15 protein-coding genes, 1 tRNA gene and 1 pseudogene are annotated in these 17,931 nt (G+C 53.7%); 14 read left to right on the forward strand and 3 right to left on the reverse strand.

Translation table 11 applies throughout. The features are described from left to right. The first annotated feature begins 483 nt into the window (after positions 1–483). Positions 484–849 (forward strand): hypothetical protein, encoded by a 366-nt coding sequence (locus BM347_RS13375; RefSeq protein ID WP_093916954.1) that lies wholly within the window; start codon positions 484–486, stop codon positions 847–849. 544 nt (positions 850–1,393) lie between these two features. Here the strand turns inward: BM347_RS13375 and BM347_RS13380 are convergent. Continuing rightward, a pseudogene (locus BM347_RS13380) lies at positions 1,394–2,223 on the reverse strand (transposase). A gap of 680 nt (positions 2,224–2,903) precedes the next feature. On the opposite strand from BM347_RS13380, the gene BM347_RS17635 reads away from it, so the two are divergent. The 6 genes from BM347_RS17635 to BM347_RS13410 all read left to right on the forward strand — a co-directional run bounded on the left by BM347_RS17635 (position 2,904) and on the right by BM347_RS13410 (position 9,023). Beyond that, positions 2,904–3,086, forward strand: coding sequence for a helix-turn-helix transcriptional regulator (locus tag BM347_RS17635; protein ID WP_217644027.1), 183 nt, complete (start codon positions 2,904–2,906; stop codon positions 3,084–3,086). 611 nt (positions 3,087–3,697) lie between these two features. Next, a complete protein-coding gene (locus tag BM347_RS13390) occupies positions 3,698–4,069 on the forward strand; it encodes a helix-turn-helix domain-containing protein (RefSeq protein ID WP_093916956.1) in 372 nt (123 codons plus the stop codon). A gap of 259 nt (positions 4,070–4,328) precedes the next feature. Continuing rightward, positions 4,329–6,251, forward strand: a complete 1,923-nt coding sequence (locus BM347_RS13395; RefSeq protein ID WP_139226489.1) for a site-specific integrase — start codon at positions 4,329–4,331, stop codon at positions 6,249–6,251. Beyond that, entirely contained in the window at positions 6,251–7,591 is a 1,341-nt protein-coding gene (locus BM347_RS13400; protein ID WP_093916958.1) for a hypothetical protein, read from the forward strand. Before BM347_RS13395 ends, BM347_RS13400 begins: the two co-directional genes overlap by 1 nt. 109 nt (positions 7,592–7,700) lie before the next feature. Further along, positions 7,701–7,961, forward strand: a complete 261-nt coding sequence (locus tag BM347_RS17640; protein WP_245764272.1) for a hypothetical protein — start codon at positions 7,701–7,703, stop codon at positions 7,959–7,961. Positions 7,962–7,970: 9 nt separating this feature from the next. Beyond that, entirely contained in the window at positions 7,971–9,023 is a 1,053-nt protein-coding gene (locus tag BM347_RS13410; RefSeq protein ID WP_093916959.1) for a tyrosine-type recombinase/integrase, read from the forward strand. An 89-nt stretch (positions 9,024–9,112) separates the two neighbouring features. Here BM347_RS13410 and BM347_RS13415 read toward each other — a convergent pair. Continuing rightward, positions 9,113–9,187 (reverse strand) — tRNA-Phe (locus BM347_RS13415). 458 nt (positions 9,188–9,645) lie between these two features. Between BM347_RS13415 and BM347_RS13420 the strand changes: the two genes are divergently transcribed. The 7 genes from BM347_RS13420 to urtE all read left to right on the forward strand — a co-directional run bounded on the left by BM347_RS13420 (position 9,646) and on the right by urtE (position 17,296). Beyond that, complete coding sequence (locus BM347_RS13420; RefSeq protein ID WP_093916960.1) at positions 9,646–10,452, forward strand: crotonase/enoyl-CoA hydratase family protein; 807 nt, start codon at positions 9,646–9,648, stop codon at positions 10,450–10,452. 479 nt (positions 10,453–10,931) lie between these two features. Further along, positions 10,932–12,218: an urea ABC transporter substrate-binding protein gene (gene urtA / locus BM347_RS13425; protein ID WP_093916961.1), complete on the forward strand. Its 1,287-nt coding sequence runs from the start codon at positions 10,932–10,934 to the stop codon at positions 12,216–12,218. A 60-nt stretch (positions 12,219–12,278) separates the two neighbouring features. Further along, positions 12,279–14,213: an urea ABC transporter permease subunit UrtB gene (urtB, locus tag BM347_RS13430; RefSeq protein ID WP_093916962.1), complete on the forward strand. Its 1,935-nt coding sequence runs from the start codon at positions 12,279–12,281 to the stop codon at positions 14,211–14,213. 3 nt (positions 14,214–14,216) lie between these two features. After that, positions 14,217–14,696 carry a GNAT family N-acetyltransferase gene (locus BM347_RS13435; RefSeq protein WP_093916963.1) on the forward strand — a complete coding sequence of 160 codons (480 nt, stop codon included), beginning with the start codon at positions 14,217–14,219 and terminating at the stop codon, positions 14,694–14,696. Continuing rightward, complete coding sequence (gene urtC, locus BM347_RS13440) at positions 14,693–15,859, forward strand: urea ABC transporter permease subunit UrtC (RefSeq protein WP_093916964.1); 1,167 nt, start codon at positions 14,693–14,695, stop codon at positions 15,857–15,859. Before BM347_RS13435 ends, urtC begins: the two co-directional genes overlap by 4 nt. Continuing rightward, a complete protein-coding gene (gene urtD / locus BM347_RS13445) occupies positions 15,856–16,608 on the forward strand; it encodes an urea ABC transporter ATP-binding protein UrtD (protein ID WP_093916965.1) in 753 nt (250 codons plus the stop codon). Before urtC ends, urtD begins: the two co-directional genes overlap by 4 nt. Beyond that, positions 16,601–17,296, forward strand: coding sequence for an urea ABC transporter ATP-binding subunit UrtE (gene urtE, locus BM347_RS13450; RefSeq protein ID WP_093916966.1), 696 nt, complete (start codon positions 16,601–16,603; stop codon positions 17,294–17,296). The genes urtD and urtE overlap by 8 nt, the downstream gene beginning before the upstream one ends. 10 nt (positions 17,297–17,306) lie before the next feature. Here urtE and BM347_RS13455 read toward each other — a convergent pair whose 3' ends face one another. Then, positions 17,307–17,921 (reverse strand): DUF3726 domain-containing protein, encoded by a 615-nt coding sequence (locus tag BM347_RS13455; RefSeq protein ID WP_093916967.1) that lies wholly within the window; start codon positions 17,919–17,921, stop codon positions 17,307–17,309. Positions 17,922–17,931 lie beyond the last annotated feature (10 nt).

The raw sequence follows: 17,931 nt of genomic DNA on the forward strand, positions 1-17,931 counted from the left end.
ATTTCACCTTGTTTGGTTCGGCAGATTGTCAAAAAAACAGGGTGCCATAGCGTTGCAGAAGGGGTTGATCGTCGTCCTTCGCTCATCAAGCAAGTCCGAACGCTCCGGTCGGACGGTTCAGATGACGAAAAGAGGACGACGCGGCATAGAAGACATTTTGGGTTCAGAAGAGTCCAATATTCCACGCGTCTTTGCACATCTTCTGAGCAAATCAGGTCACGTCACCGAAGATCAATTCTACATCTACGCGAATGCCCCATTGCTAGAGTCTTGGAGGCACAAGAAGAACGAAGAGTGATCGTGCGGCGGGCAGAGTGGTATCACGAGCAAGTCAATGCCAAGACCTTTAACGACCGGTATCGGGTTGGTTATAAGTGCAGGCTTTTCGCAGTCAGAGGCTGCTAATACAGTTCTCAAAATCACGCTTCGTTCCTAATGCAACAGAGCGTGATTTTGAGAACCTAAGGTGAGACGGTGGCGAATATGATGACTTCGGATGAAAAACAGGCAATTTTGTGCGCCATTCCCAAACTCTTTACCCGCTGGGAGCTCACCGAGCAGCAGTCGTTTGAGCTCCTCGGCGTCTCTCGCGAAAAGTGGAATAGAATCCAAGCGGGACACTGTGAGGAGCCGCTAACTGAAGACCAAAGTATGCGAGCAGGTACGCTAATAGGGATCCACGTCGCACTCGGCACGATCTTCACCAAGCCACGGTGCTATAATTGGCTCCGGCTACCGAACCGCGCTGCGTTTTTTGCGGGTCAACCGGCAATAACGGTGATGATTGCAGGCGGACTACCTACGATCATCCGTGTCCGTCAATATCTCGAAGCTGAACTAGCAATGTGACATGGAGGGTCTCACACTGTCCCAGAACGTTTAGTTTACTGAGCGGGTAGGGCGGGACCATGAAAGGCGGACTGTCCGTCGCTAGGGCTTCTACATGCTCCAGCTGTCTGTTCATCTTCCACTACTCAGTGGTTAAGATGTTCCAAGAACACTCTCTTATCATGTATCGCTATTTGGACCCATAGAAGCTGACGTCAGACAATTTACAATAATGCTTTTTCGTTATTCAGTGCCAGCCCGATATCGACGAAAGGGTGCCCATAAAAGACGTCGAAGAAAACCAAGAGATGGTAGGAAGGGAGGGACTCGAACCCTCGCAGATACGCTAATCTGGCGCAAAAAAAGGGTTTATAAGTCCCATCGCCACACCTGTGCCCTCCCACGCGATTTAACGAGGGAAATCCCGAATTCAGGATATTCGGTACGAGGTATGTGGGGTCAAAGTCATAGGCTAAAGATGGGACATTCTGAAGTAGCGGTCAAGAGTGAAGTGGTCCGGCAAATTCGGACAGCGTGCGAAGTGACCTGCTCCCCATTGAGTCCGCTAATTTGGGTTAGCTCTGTTCAGGTTTTGGTTTTTCTTTGACCGGTTAGCATATTCTGCTGGTGTCAAGCCAGGGAGGCTTGTGTGTGGGCGGTGGTCGTTGAAGTCGGTACGCCATGCGGCGATGAAGTCTACGGGCATGACGCAGGCTGTCAGACACAAAGTCTAAGCTCCGCCGTTGGTTCGGTCCCTGCGGGATCGCCATCGGCGTTCTGGTACCCACGGCACGCTTGCGCCCGCCGCGTTTACATACTGTTAACCCTTCTTCGCGGTAGATCCGATACAGTTTTTTCACCCTCTCGTGCATTGCTGCGCGATACCCTGCCGGGCAATGGTTCATCTGCCGGCCTTCCCGCTTCAGCAATATGTGCAAACGACGATAGCCAAACCGCCGCGTTCAGACGACAGTTTCTTCAGCAGCCCTCGCAACTCGGTATCGGCTGGGCGGTTTGATACACGTCGATAAACACGTGGATCGATGCCAGCCAAGGCGCAGGCCCGCTTTTGATTGTATCGTTTCTCAGTCATGGCCCAATCCACAGCGCGTCGCCTTGAACCGTGCCCCCAAAAAAAATTTCCAGCATTTCATTGAGGGTTGAGACATCCGTCATCTGTTCAGCCAATAGCTTCTTAGGTTTGGCATTCTCAGCCTCAAGCGCCTTCAACTTTTTCGCATCAGATACTTCCATGCCGCCATACTTGGACCGCTACTTATAAAACGTCGCATCACTGACCCCATGTTTGCGGCACAGCTCTTTCGTACCAAGCCCCGCCTGATGCTCTTTCAATATCCCAATGATCGGCTCTTCGCTAAAACGGCTTCTTTTCATCGTCTGTCTCCTCAGTTGGAGAACAGGCTAACCCCAAACGACGGTCATTTCAGGGTAGCAGGTCAAAGCCGCAAAACTGTCCTAAAAAGCAGGACCACTTCACAAACGTCCTAGACAAGCACGCTTAGCTCAGCCACAAAATACTCCCAAAATAGGATTGATTCGTGCCCGTGCCTTAAATTTTACTAACTCGTAAGAGTACCCGTCCGAGCGTCTTGCTGCCGTTCCACCTTATGTGGTTCGGTAGGTTGTCGACGAGGCAGGGATTGTTGGCTCTGCAAAAGGGATTGATAATTTCAAACTCGGAGAATGTTTCGACGCAATTAAATATCAGAATGCGACCGTTCACTATCAAAAGTTTCGGTCCGCTCGATAGATATAAAATGAGTGGAAGATCAAAAAAAATTATTAAATATTTCGCCCAGTTAATTTTTTTCCATGATGACAGTTGCCATGCAGGGTGCAGTTCGAGCTTAGCAACGAAATTCTATACTAATTTTAGTCTTATTAGCTACTCAAGATTCCTAAACAGAAAAGCTTAGTAGCATGAGAACCACATCGGAGACAATATTATGCCCCGCCAAAAGACGGTACCAAAGGACATCATTCGCGAACGTCGAACGAAGTTGCACATAAGAGCTTGCGAAGGGGAGCTATTCCTGCCGGATGCAGTCAAAGAGATGCGTAATGCAATTGCTATGACCCAGGTAGACTTCGCTTACCATTTTGGATTGACACGAAAACAAGTTATCGAGCTCGAGAACGGTAGGGCAAACCCAACATTAGAAACACTTGTAAAGGTCTGTCGACCATTTGGCTTTAAGGTAGGTTTTGTGTTCCCAGGAAAACCTCCTGGGTGGTAGATTGCGTAATATTCATACACTCTTCTGTCATTAAGGCATGGGATGGCCGTTGTTGATGACGTTTGTTGGAAAAGTGTGTGACGTCAGCGCTTATGGGTCCAAATAAGGCGATTTGCTAAGAGAGGGTTTGTTGCCCATCGTAACCACTGAGGAGTGGACGATGAGAAAGACAACGAAGAGCCCTGGCGGGAAGATCGTCAAAAATATCAAACGCGCCACGTCCCAAGGCGCGCTAACAATTGGCCGACTTTTGCTCCGCCCCAGTGGTAGGACATCACGCTGCTGTTGAAAGGATATCCACGTACCGCGATCTCATACACAGCATCACGCTTGAAGCCTTTACTGAAATTTGGCTTCCCCATAATCGCCTTCTTGCCTTAATTTTATGGAAGAAAGCGTCTATAATACTAGGGGCACTTCACCTCATCTTTTCGAAAGGGTGTAAACTTTAAATTTATTGAAAACTTTATCTATTATTGGAGAGATCGCAGAACGCGGTTATTTCCAACCTGCCTTCTGCACAAGAAACAACTGCAGAAGGTATAAATGTTCTTCAAATACATATTAGGCATATCGCCGAAATTAACTACGGTCGATGGCACTGGAAGCCAATGCTGACGGTCGAACAGGTTTCAAAGCACTTTAATTTGAGTTGCGCGACAATTCGCAGGAAAGCCGCTGAGAAAGATATCAACGCCATTCGGATTGGAAGGGAATACCGATTTGAATGGGTCGACCTATGGTCTTGCGAAAGCGCCAAAATGCCGCGCGCCTCCAATAGCACACGCTACAAAGAAAATCTTCTTACCAAGTCTGAAATCGCCACTAACTTTCAGGTCAGTGTTCGAACTGTAGAGCGCTGGATCGTAAACGGCATGCCTACGCGTAACGTTTTCAGTAACGTGCGCTGCAACCCGCACGACGTTACTGAATGGCACCTCGGGCGCGGTGTGGCTGTTAGAGACAGTTGGTGGCAGCAATGATCGCCAAGCTTCGCACAACCAAAAAAGCCAAACCTCGACACGGGCCACCATCTTCCGACAGTCGCACAAACGGGACCAAATATCTATTGGCGTTATGTTTTGGACCGCTTGTGCGAAATTCGGAAGAATCCCGTCAGAATGTGCGAAACGCCGACAGCTTTCCGCCTCTCTCCAAACTTTTTTAATGCCACTCAATAGTGCTTCTCAGCCGTCGCCGCACAGCGCGGCGACGCCTAAGCAGCACCAAAAAGGAGAACAAATGCTTAACAAGACCTCTGAACTTAATACCAACAGCGCGACCATCGCAGATGTAGTCGTTTGGGCCACTGATGCTAACTTGCATCGCGACACCATCTACGAACTGCGAAAGATCGCAGCTCGTCTTGGGATTACCGAAGAAGACCTTTCAGCGATACCAGCGGATTTATTTTACTTTGAAACGAGCATCGCGCCTACACCCTATGGAAGTGTGTCGAATGCGTCGAACATTGAAGCTGCGCGGAAACGCGGTAATTCTCGACTGCGGAGCTGCCTCAAAAAGTTCGGCGGATCGAAGCCGAATCTTTGCAGCGACGTCTCAGAATCATTCCTGAAACTAATTGAAGCGGTCAAAGATCGCGAGGGTTTTTCAGCATGTGGTGCCGATCTGCCAACGTGCCAACATCTGCCCATCTATACATTGCGTCGCCTGTCCCGAGTGCCACTTGCTAACCTTGATCAGGCCGAGGTCAACCAGATGGTCGAGGGGAGCACTCCTGAAACCCGCAGATCATTGGTGAAGGGGATCAAGGCTCTGAACATGCTCCGTGATGGGCAAAGCAAGTGGCCGGAGATCGGGTGTCTTCTACCGCCTACCGAGTTGCAAGTCCCTTCTGGTCGCGAACGCGCATATCGCTTGAAGTGGAGCGAATTCACGCCCGAATTCCGCGAGAAAGTGGATGCGTTATTTGCAGAAACCCTGGTGACCCCAGAAAGTCTTGCACAAAGGGCGAAGCAGATGATGACCGACGGAGTATCATCTGAGGCAATCAACAAGTTCGTCACCGACCGCACTATGGGTCGCAAGCATATTTCGAAGAACCACGAAGCGGCGAAAGCAACCTATCGCGCAGCGATCACTTGGGTTGCCCGAGCCTATGCAACTCTCCACCCACTCACAGAACTTGTAGATCCACAGCAGCTATTTGATCGAGATATCATCCGGCGCGCGATTGACGACCAAATTACCCGGTCAAACACGTCGTTAAAACTTAAAGATGCTAACAAGAGCTGCACGTTGGCCAATCGCCTAGTCAGCCTTAAAACACTAGCTCTGTATGGCCTCCGCTCCGAAGCGGTGGTGCTTGACATCGAAGTCCTTTCTGCAGCCTACAAAGATTATATTATAAAACAACGCGAAATGACCGACAATGCCGATGCCATTTGCACAGCACTTCAGCACAATCCACATTTGGCTGCGCGATTTGTTAACGCACCTACCGCACTTACTCACCTAGCCGGCGAAGTCTTAAGAGCGGCGCAAGAGACAAATAATAAGCTCCACGAACTTTACGCTCTGCGTCTTTATGCTGTCGCCGCGCTCTATGCGATCCAACTATCCCGCCCGTTGCGTACGCGCAATCTGATTACCTTGCGCCATCGTTTATCCCCGCACCTGGGCAAGAACCTCCGCTGGCTCAAGGACGGCGAACATGCCGAAATTCGTTTCAACTCTCTCGAAACGAAAAATGAACGGACGATTAGGGTCGCTGTAGTCGGAAAAGATGCCCAGATCCTGTGGAATTGGCAGAATATCTACCGCCCGCGACTTATCGAGCTGTCAGGCTGTAATGACAGCCCCTATCTGTTTCCCGGCGCGGCCACGCCGCGGCTTGTTAAGAACGGCCTCACTCTACCCGACGGAACTATGTCGCCGTCTTCTTTCGCCGAATTGTGGGCGAAGGGCGATCAGGTTATTGGGCTTGGACTTACACCTCATTCCTGCCGACATGCGATAGCCACTCTGGTGCTCGCCAAAGAGCCCGGAAACTTCGCCAAAGCTGCTGCGGTCCTTGCAGACTCCGAAGCAACTGTACGCAAACATTATGGCAAGGATAGCGGCGAGAGCGCTTCAAGTGCGGTCCGTAGTGTGCTGCTGGCGCAATACCCCAGTTTGTTCAAAAATACCGGAGGCCAGTATTGATGAAGAAATCTATCCTAGAAGCTCGCCTCTCATCGACGCCAGCTCCAATCCGCAAATCGCTTTTGGAAGCCCATGACAGCTTACCAGCTGGGGCCGCTACGGTTATCAACCGTTTCTTCGTTATTGCAGCATCTAGAGGGGAACCACTGGACGCACCATCTGCGAGCAGCTTCCACTACGCATGCGCGTCAGAATCGACATTCAGGCTCCTGCTGCGCACTCTCGCAGCACATGCGCCACAGGTTTCGACAGCGGCGGCGCTTAGCGTGAAGGCCGACTGGGTATCCAAACGCCCTAAGGGCAGTGCAGCGCGCAATAAGACTGCCAACAGACGGCCTCACGTAGAGTTCGACATCACGCACTGGCCAGCCTCCTGGCAAGTTTTTTTAGTCGGTTTACGTAGTGCGGATATTACACCCAAAACGTTAAAGCGCTATGTCGCTTCGATTAGCCGATGCGCAGATGTCGTTTCTGAAAATGGGCTGTCAGATGATCTGTCGTTCCTTACCGGCTACGAAATCGCGAAAGTCCTGACTGCGCAGAAAAAGCGTCTTTCACCGATAACTATTGCAAATTACCTGAATGCTCTTGGTATGCTAGGACGGCATGGAGGCGCTGATCCCGATGGTCTGACTGGCCTCGCGTTCGTCAGTCAGAACCAGCTCTGCCTTTCCAAAGGTCAAGAAAAGAAGAAGTTTTCCCGCATAGACGGTCTCATGGCGCGCGGCGCTTACACTCACATCGGTCGTGTGATCGCCCAACTGCGCGAAGTAGCAGCCCACGCGCCCGGTCATTCATTTGAGCGCACAAAAGCACTCCAATCCGCTGCCATTTGCGCCGTGGCATTGAATATGCCTGCACGTACAGGTGACATGTCACGGTGGGTCATCGGCAAAGAACTCACCAGATCAATTACTGGCGAATGGTCCCTGAATTGGTTTCAAGAAAAAACCAAGAAATCGACGGGAGCCGGAAAGCTTTGGCAAGAGGTCGCGGAATCCCTTGATGAGCACATTCTGGGTGGTCGACCGCAGCGCCTCACATCCCTGCGATACAATGAGTGTATTGGAACGAACTGGCTATCGCTAACCAACAAAGCATACCAATCCAAATGGCCTTCGCTGAGGTTCAAAGAGGCGGTTGGCATTCCACTACACGACCTTCGCACGCTACTTGCTGACCACATGCGCCGGCATACCCCCGAGACCGCAGCAAACGTCATTCAAACAATGCTTGGCCACTCTTCAACAGGATCTGGAGAAGCTTACCGTAGCGATTGCGAGCAGGACTATGCATCTCATGCTTGGGCCAAAATCCGAAAGGAAGTTGGAAAATGCTGATTAATACATCTGACCTGTCCCATCGCATAGGGCAGAGCACGCACCAGTCTCATTCCGACGCGCGCAATTTTGCTGGCGCAATTCGTTCGCAAACCGACAGGTGTTCAGAATGAACGCTCAGACACTGCACCAGCATATTCACAATACACGACATGCGGTACCAACCCCGACCAAGCGCGGGCTCTCTCGCGAAGAGTCAGCCGGATACATCGGTGTCAGCACGTCAAAATTCGACCAGATGGTCCTGGATGGTCGCATGCCGCCCGCAAGGCGCATCGACGGTCGTCGAATCTGGGACATTCGTCAGCTCGATAGCTATTTTGATCGGCTCCCCGGTTGCAACACAATTTCTGACAACCCTTGGGACTGATCCGCGCTGATGACACGTCGCCTTAAATATCTTGCGATCGACACGGATCGTCATGGGAACGAGCGGATCTATTTCCGTCGTCATGGTGTGAAAACGCGCCTACGCGGCCCTTACGGCTCGGATGAATTTCTTACAGACTATCAGAAAGCTTTGGCTGTCGATGGTCGAAAGCCTGTACAAAAGAAGGTTTGTAAGGAGCCGGAGAGAACGAGTATTCGCTGGCTTTGCGTACAATATTTCAAGAGTTCTATGTTCACCAGCCTAGATCCGCGAACACAGAAAGTTCGCCGCGCGATCTTGGAAAAATTTTGCCTGAACAACAACAACGACGGCACTAAGCCGTTTGCCATGCTTCTACCCAAACATATACGCGCACGCCGAGACGATATGTCTGAATTTCCAGAGGCAGCAAATGGGATGATCAAAGCGGTCAGGCAGCTTTATCGCTTTGCGATCAACTATGATCATCACGACGGCAATCCCGCTGAAAAGGTCGAATACCTCAGAGGAAACCCTGAAGGACTTCACACATGGACCATAGCTGAAGTGGCAAAATACGAAGCCACCCATCCGGTCGGTACGATGGCACGCCTCGCGCTTGGCCTCGCCCTTTACACTGGACAGCGCCGGTCCGATCTTGTCAATTTCGGTCCCAATCACGTCCAAGACGGCTGGCTGGTCTTTCGACAGCACAAGGGACGCAAAACAAAGCCAGTTCACCTCGAAATACCTATAATCCAAGAACTACAAAGATTGATCGACGTCACACCCTCGGCCGGAACAACCTTCATTTCGACGGCCTTCAATAAGCCTTTCACATCTAACGGCTTTGGCAACCGTTTCCGCAAATGGTGTGATGAAGCTGGCTTGTTCCATTGCTCGGTCCACGGCCTGCGTAAAGCCGCAGCATCGCGCTTGGCCGAACTTGGCTGCACTGAACAAGAGATTATGGCGATTACAGGTCATCGCACGAGCAAAGAGGTTGTACGATATACGCGGGCGGCATCTCAAAAGCTGCGCGCCAAAAGCGCTTTGAGCCGTATGAGTAGTGAGGCAGAATAACAAAAGTGTCCCACCGAAATTCAGAGGTCGAAAAAGTGGGACAAATTCAAGCACTATGTCTTTGGAATTAAATGGTTTTCTAAATAAAATGGTGCCCAGGGGCGGAATCGAACCACCGACACGAGGATTTTCAATCCACTGCTCTACCCCTGAGCTACCCGGGCACGCCAATGAAACCAAAGGCTTCTAAGTTAAACTTAATGAAGTGACGTCAAGCTATCTAGATAGCCTTATGCCGCTGCATGTTGTGGTCGGGGTGTGACCATCAAACGTCGTTCAACTCAGTCGCAGCTAATCTTACATACAAGGGATGGTGTCAAGGGGACCCAGGCCAGTTTTTCCATGAAGCGGGAAACATTTAGGAACCACGCTTAATGAACCTGTTCCCCGTTGGTCCCGCGCCAGTTTTGGCGGGTTGGGCTTGTCGCTTTGATATCCCCTTGTGATCGACAAGGCGCTTGGACCCGTCACAGCTGAAAGAGTAGTCAAGAGCAGGTCCAGCCCGCTGCGGAATTCTTGGTAATCACAAGCAGATCGCCACTGGGCATTGTCCGTTTTGCTGAATACTGTAGCGCAAATATGGGGCCTTTGCGCCGCCGCGAGAATTGCTAAGGAACATCAAATGCCTCTTTCCATCGATACCGCCCGCTTTATCAATCTCAAAGTTGAAGACCTTGGTGATGGTGTGTGGGGCGTCGCCTTGAACCGGGCGGCTAAGCGCAACGCATTGGATATCGAGACCATCGAAGAACTGGTCGATTTCTTTTCGATCGCACCGCGTGCGGATGTGCGGGCGGTCGTGCTGGCCGGCGCGGGGGATCATTTTTGTGCCGGGCTTGATCTGATCGAACACCATGACGAAGATCGCAGCCCCGCCGATTTCATGCATGTTTGTCTGCGCTGGCACGAGGCGTTCAATAAGATGGAATACGGCGGCGTGCCGATCATTGCGGCCTTGCAAGGTGCCGTTGTGGGCGGCGGGCTGGAACTGGCCAGCTCGGCACATGTGCGGGTCATGAATGAGACGACCTATTTCGCATTGCCAGAAGGGCAGCGGGGATTGTTCACCGGCGGCGGTGCGACAATCCGTGTGACCGACCTGGTCGGCAAGTCACGGATGATCGATATGATGCTCACTGGACGTGTTTATCAGGGGGATGAGGCGATGGATGTTGGGCTTGCGCAATATATCGTCAAAGGGTCCAGCTATGATGCGGCGCTTGAGCTGGCGCGAAAAGCGGCGCAGAACCTGCCGCTGTCCAATTTTGCGATCTGTTCGGCTGTCAGCCACATGCAGAATATGTCGGCGATGGATGCGGCCTATGCCGAGGCCGTGGTAGCGGGGGTTGTGAACACGCAACCAGACGCCCGTGCACGGCTTGCTGCCTTTGCCGATAAAACGGCTGCCCGTGTTAGGCGCAACGACTAGAACCCTTTGCGAGGCAACTTTGCCCGCACCCCTACAATGCATTGTACAGAATGCCGCGCGCTTAATGCCTAAGTGCGCGGCATTTCGCGATTCTATCACCCTAGAACCTGCGTAAAAATGCAGCGCGGGCGGATTTGAACACCGTGTCGCGGCACATGTGGCTGGAAACTATCTATCTATACGCTTAGCGGAGCGGCGCAAAAATAGGCGCTCGTGTTTACCTGTGCTGGAATTATAGGCGGATCACCCGAGCATATCAGCGGAAGGCCGCATTATATCTGGCAACTGCACGAAATGCAGACACATCTTGTCGTCATGCCGTAAAGGCAGCTTCGCCGCACAGAGGGCTATCCTGGCAGATTTCTCCCCCGTGCGACGACCACAACAATATTGCTGCGGCCCCTAGTTATCTTGTTCAGGGCTCTTGCGAAAGTGTGTTTTCCGCACTCAAGCGCGTAGCAAGTAACAGGGGATACGATATGAAATACTCAACGAAACTAGCTGCTTGCGCAATGACGGCCCTGCTGGGCACCACGTCAATGGGCTTGGCCTGTACCGCACCAATCAAGGTCGGCGTTCTGCATTCGCTGTCCGGTACAATGGCAATTTCCGAGACGACATTGAAAGACACCATGCTGATGCTGGTGGATGCGCAAAACAAAAAAGGTGGTGTTCTGGGCTGTGATCTCGAAGCGGTCGTTGTTGATCCGGCATCCGATTGGCCGCTGTTTGCTGAAAAAGGCCGCGAGCTTTTGACCGTGAACGAAGTTGACGTGATCTTTGGGGCCTGGACGTCCGTGTCGCGCAAATCTGTGTTGCCCGTGCTGGAAGAGCTGAATGGCTTGATGTTCTATCCGGTTCAGTACGAGGGCGAGGAATCCTCCAAGAACGTGTTTTACACCGGTGCCGCACCAAACCAGCAGGCGATCCCTGCGGTTGACTATTATCTCGAGGAACTGGGCGTTGAGAAATTCGCGTTGCTGGGCACCGACTATGTGTATCCGCGCACGACAAACAACATCCTGAAATCCTACCTCATGTCCAAGGGCATCGCCGAGGAAGACATCTTTGTGAACTACACGCCTTTTGGTCACTCTGACTGGGCGACGATTGTGGGCGATGTTGTAGCACTTGGCGAAGATGGCAAACAGGTTGGTGTGGTCTCGACCATCAACGGCGACGCAAATATCGGCTTCTACAAAGAACTGGCAGCGGCGGATGTCTCTGCCGATGACATTCCTGTCGTCGCATTCTCGGTTGGCGAGGAAGAACTGTCCGGTCTCGATACAACGAACCTTGTCGGTCACCTGGCCGCGTGGAACTATTTCATGTCCGCAGACACAGCTGCCAACGCCGAGTTCATCAAGACATGGCAAGACTTCATTGGCAGCACGGACCGCGTGACCAACGACCCGATGGAAGCGCATTACATCGGCTTTAACATGTGGGTGAACGCGGTCGAACAGGCCGGCACCACAGATGTCGACGCGGTGCGCACCGCGATGTACGGCCAAACTTTCCCGAACCTGACCGGTGGCATGGCTGAAATGCTGCCAAACCACCACCTGACCAAGCCGGTCCTGATCGGTGAAATCACAGCAGACGGACAGTTTGACATCATCAGCCAAACCGATCCGGTTCCGGGCGACGCATGGACAGATTTCCTGCCCGAAAGCGCTGTTCTGACCTCTGATTGGAAAGAGCTGGAATGCGGGATGTACAACACTGAAACCAAGACCTGCGTTCAGCTGACATCCAACTACTAAAATCGATGACGGGCGCGGGGTTTTCCTGCGCCCGTCTGACTTCTTGATCAAGGGTATCCCATGCTGCGCCAATTTTTGACTATCTTTATTTGGCTCGGGTTTGCGGGAATGGCCTTTGCCCAAGACCTGCAGCCGGTGTTGCAAACACACGCTGATGAAATTGCCAAACCGTCGCGCAGCAGCGTATCTGCCGTGCTGGACGATATTGTTGCGTCGGGTGCCCCACAGGTTGGTGATTTTCTTGAACATTGGCAGGATAAAACGGTTTGGCAACGCGACGCCGATGGGGTTTTCTTTTTCGCGGTTGAAGGTGGCGATGATCTGACCTTGCGCGATATTGATACGGGTACTGAGATCACCGCGCCCAAAGCAGGCTTTTCTCAGATAAAACCAAACGGCGGGGTGCGCCGCCTGATCGGTACCGCTTTGGTGCAGTTCCAACTGACCGATCCGGACCTGTCGCGCCGCCAATCGGCAATTGAATCAATCGCCCGCAGGCCGAATGCCAGCCAGCTTGAACCACTGTTGAAATCCATTGATCCTGAAACCGATGCCACGCTGAAAGCGCGCAAAATCCAGTTGGCTAATTTTCTATCTGCCAGCTTTGCACCCGATACGGACGACAAAGTTGCAGCGATCAATTCGCTGTCCAGCGACACCTCGATCGAGGCACGGGCGGTGCTAAACCAGCTGTTGTCGGCCAAGCAGGCGGTGTCTGCCGATGCTCCAACAGGCAATGTTGCCCGCGTTCTAAAAGTGGGTAGCGACCTAAGCCAAGATGACGCCTATGCCCAGTTGGTTGCTGCAAAATTGGCACCACCCACGGTCTCACCATCAGCCATTCGCGATGCGCTGGCGGCCAATATCGAGGGCGGTCGTGTCGGTGGCATTCCCACTGCGCAGCTTGGCACCCAACCCATGCGCGAGGCCGCCTATGCCGTGCTTGCAGACCAAGGGATCGTGCCGCCGCTGGTAACGCTGGACGAGCAGATCAGCGCCGTCGCTGCCCATTCGTTTTACGAAGTGTATGAGGAAAACGATCCCGCTATCACAGACGCCGCACGCGCGGCCCTTGATAGCATCGAAACCCGTGTCGGTGCCGCGCAGGCCGTTGACCTGACGCTGGATGCGCTGTCGCTTGCGTCGATCTACTTTCTGGCTGCGATCGGTTTGGCGATCACCTTTGGTGTGATGGGGGTCATCAACATGGCCCATGGCGAATTCATCATGATGGGGGCCTATACCGGCTATGTCGTGCAGCAATTCGTGCCCGATTATACCCTGTCGATCATTGTCGCGCTGCCGCTTGCCTTTGCGGTGACATTTGCCGCTGGTGTGGTGATGGAACGCTTGGTGATCCGCCATCTGTATCACCGCCCCCTTGAAACGCTGTTGGCGACATTCGGGATTTCCGTCGCCCTGCAACAACTGGCCAAAAACATCTTTGGCACCCAAGCACGCCCCCTCACGTCACCCGGCTGGCTGGATGGCGCATGGGTCGTGTCGGACGTGATCCAGATCAGCTATATCCGCATCGCTATTTTCGTGATGGCCCTGATGTTTCTGGCATTGATCCTGTTCGTTCTCAAACGCACGCGGCTGGGGCTTGAGGTCCGTGCCGTCACGCAAAACCCCGGCATGGCGGCCAGCATGGGCATCAATCCCGACCGCATCAACATGATGACCTTTGGCCTTGGGTCCGGCATTGCGGGGATCGCGGGCGTTGCCATCGGCCTATACGCCAAAGTGACATCCGAAATGGGGGCCGATTACATCGTGCAATCGTTTATGACCGTGGTCGTGGGCGGGGTTGGCAACGTCTGGGGCACGCTTGCAGGTGCATCGCTGATCGGCTTCCTGCAAAAAGGCATCGAATGGTTCAACCCGTCTAACACGCTGGCGGCGCAAACCTATATGGTGCTGTTCATCATCCTGTTCATTCAATTCCGGCCCAAGGGCATCGTCGCCCAAAAAGGCCGGGCGGCGGCGGACTGACCCATGATCACCATCTCAAAGGCTGATCACGCCGCGCAGGACATACAGGATCTCGCTATCGCCCACGCCAGTTTCTGCGACGGGACATCCCCGTCCGAAAGCTGCCACCGCCTGCCGATCGAATGCCTGCGCACGCCAGACCTGATCGTTTGGGCGGCGTATGAGGGCGACGTTTTGCTGGGCATAGGCGCGCTAAAAACTCTCTCCGACGGTGGAGGTGAGATCAAATCCATGCACACCACAGAGCAAGCCAGAGGCCGCGGCGTCGCCAAAGCCATGCTGCTACATCTTATCAAAGAGGCCGAGAGCGCAAATATGACGGTGCTTTCGTTGGAAACCGGGACGCACCCGGCCTTCGCACCCGCGCGCGCCCTATATACCCGTTTCGAATTTAACGAATGCCCGCCGTTTGGCGATTATGTTGTCGATCCGCACAGCGTCTTCATGACCCGCAAGCTATCTGTATTGGAGATCGCAGAATGAACCGCTCATTCATCGCACAAAACCCGTCTGTTCTTTGGTTCATCGCCCTGTTGGGGCTGTTTACCCTAGCCGTCACCGTCGGGTCCGAAGCATTTGGCACCGGGTTGATCTCGACCTCGATGGTCAAGACTTTGGGCAAGACGCTTTGCCTGTGCCTGATCGCCATCGCGATGGATGTGGTCTGGGGCTATTGCGGTATCCTGTCGCTGGGCCATTTCGCGTTCTTTGGCATTGGTGGCTATGCCATCGGCATGTGGCTGATGTATGCCCGTACCGAAGGCATCGTATTAAGCAGCTTGTCGGGTCAGGCAATCCCGTCGACGGCCCAAGAGATTTCGGATGCCATCGGCAACCAGATATTCGGCGTGGTGGGCAGCTCTGATTTTCCATGGCTCTGGGCCTTTGCCGACAATCTGTTCCTCCAGCTTTTGATGGTTGTCCTTGTGCCCGGCCTGTTGGCGTTGGTGTTCGGCTGGCTTGCGTTTCGCAGCCGTGTGACGGGCGTTTACCTGTCTATCCTGACCCAAGCGATGACCCTCGCGCTGTCGCTATGGTTGTTCCAGAATGATAGCGGCTTACGCGGCAACAACGGCCTGTCCGGCTTGCAAAATATACCGGGCTTCGAAACGGCTTCCCAAGCGGATATCAGCCTCGCTTTCTTCCTAGGCTCGGCTCTTGCCTTGGCGCTTGGCTATCTTTTGTTTGCTTGGATTGTCTCGGGCAAGATGGGCAGCGTCATCCAAGGCATTCGCGACAACGAGGCGCGCGTGCGTTTCTTGGGCTACCGGGTTGAGGGCTACAAACTGTTCATCTTTACGCTGACGGCTGTGATATCAGGCATCGCGGGGGCGCTGTATTATCCGCAGGCGGGCATCATCAATCCGGCCGAGCTTGCCCCCATCGCATCGATTTATCTGGCGGTCTGGGTCGCCATTGGCGGGCGCGGACGGCTATACGGCGCGGTCATTGGCGCGGCGTTCGTATCGCTGCTGTCCAGCTGGTTCACGGGGGGCGGTGCGCCTGCCATTGATCTGGGGTTCTATACGATCCTGTGGACCGATTGGTGGTTGGTTTTGCTGGGCGTGTCATTTGTTTGCGTCACGCTGTTTTTCCCCAAGGGCATCGGGGGTCTGTTCGACTATCTGGTAAGGAAACCGTCATGAACAACACCTTGCTAGAAGTGTCGGGCGTGTCGGTGTCCTTTGACGGGTTCAAGGCGATCAACAGCCTGTCGATCCAGATTGCAGAGCCGGAATTGCGCGCCATTATCGGGCCGAATGGTGCGGGAAAAACCACCTTTATGGACATCATCACCGGCAAGACCAAACCTGATGAAGGTACGGTGATCTGGGGAGAACGCAATATTTCGCTGTTAGGGATGTCCGAGGCTGACATCGCCAATGCAGGTATCGGGCGCAAGTTTCAAAAGCCTACAGTGTTCGAGGCGCAAACCGTGCGGCAGAACCTTGCCATGGCTTTGAAAAATCCACGTAGTCCGCTGGCCGTTTTGCTGCATCGCAAGACGTCGCGAAATGCCGCGCGGATCGAAGCGATTGCCGAAGAAATTGGCCTGTCCGACAGCTTGCCCCGCATCGCGGGCGAACTTAGCCACGGTCAAAAACAATGGTTGGAGATCGGTATGTTGTTGGCCCAAGAACCGCGGCTTTTGCTGGTCGATGAACCTGCCGCTGGCATGACGGTCGAGGAACGCGAGAAAACCACGGACATTCTGAAACGTGCGGCGCAGACCCGTGCCGTTGTTGTGGTCGAACATGACATGGAATTCGTACGCCGCCTGAACTGCAAGGTAACGGTGTTGCACGAGGGGTCGGTGCTGGCCGAGGGCAGCTTGGATCACGTGACATCTAACCCGACTGTGATCGAAGTTTATTTGGGGCGTGGTCATGCTTGAAGTCGAAAACCTTGACCTGCACTACGGCCAAAGCCGCATCCTGTACGAGGTGTCATTCACCGCGCCGCAGGGCCAGATCACTACGATGGTGGGCAACAACGGCGTGGGAAAGACCAGTACCCTCAAGGCGATTGCAGGGCGGCATGCCGCGTCCGGTGGGACGATCAAAATCGATGGCAAGCCCGTGCTTTTGAATACTGCGTTTCAGGCGGCCCAAGCGGGCATAGCCTATGTGCCACAGGGGCGCGAAGTGTTCCCGATGATGACCGTGCACGAAAACCTTGAGACCGGATTTGCCTGCCTGCCCAAGGCCGAACATTTCATTCCAGACGAGGTGTTTGATCTGTTTCCGGTCCTGCGCGACATGCAATCGCGGCGCGGCGGCGATTTGTCGGGCGGCCAGCAACAACAGTTGGCAATTGCCCGTGCGCTGATCACCAAGCCCCGCGTGCTTTTGCTGGATGAACCGACCGAAGGCATTCAGCCCAACGTGATCGAACAGATCGGCGACGCCTTGCGATTGCTGCGCAGCAAGGGCGAGATGGCGATCCTGCTGGTCGAACAAAACGCGGATTTCGCCTATGCGCTGGGGGATAGCTTTATCGTGGTCGAAGGAGGGCGGACCAGCCCACGTAAACTCAAGGCCGATTACACAAAGGCTGATTTGATCGCAGACCTCTCGCTGTGAAAATCACCAACTAGTCATCATCAGCGCCGGCCCCTTTGGCCGATGTTGCCGATGACGGCACCGTCATTTTCAACGCCAATTCGTCCAGACGAGATAAGTGGTGGCGAGATATGGTCGCGCTTTGCAAAGCTGCTTGTGTGGGAGGCGTGGGATCGAGAGGGGCAGGGGTCACAGACACCTCTGCAATCCTTGTTTCCATCAATCCGATGCCCTGAATTCGAAGGTTATCACCCGACAGATGCAGCCACGGCGCACCGTCCAAGGTGATCTCTAGGGCTGTACCCAGCACCGCCGATGCCCGTGCCGCGAACGGCACTATCATCAAGGGCCCGCTTACCTGCCCGACGCATACGCCATCAGATCCCGGCCCCTCTGGCAATGTTGCAAAATCCGAAAACGCCACGCCAACGTGCAACGCGCAGGCGGGGGTAACTGTATCCCATCGGCGCACCTTGGGCGTAAACTGCCGCCCACCTGATGTTTCAAGCTGATACAAAACGGTGTCTGCCCAATCAAAATCACGTGCAGCTAACCAGGTCGCGGCATGAGCGCAGTCTTCGGCCATGCCCCAACCCAGCCCCGCACCGCGCGCGGCCCGCAGACACAAGGCGTTGATCTCGGGCATCGTCAACTGC

The organism is Sulfitobacter marinus (assembly GCF_900116285.1).
GTDB classification, from domain to species: domain Bacteria; phylum Pseudomonadota; class Alphaproteobacteria; order Rhodobacterales; family Rhodobacteraceae; genus Sulfitobacter; species Sulfitobacter marinus.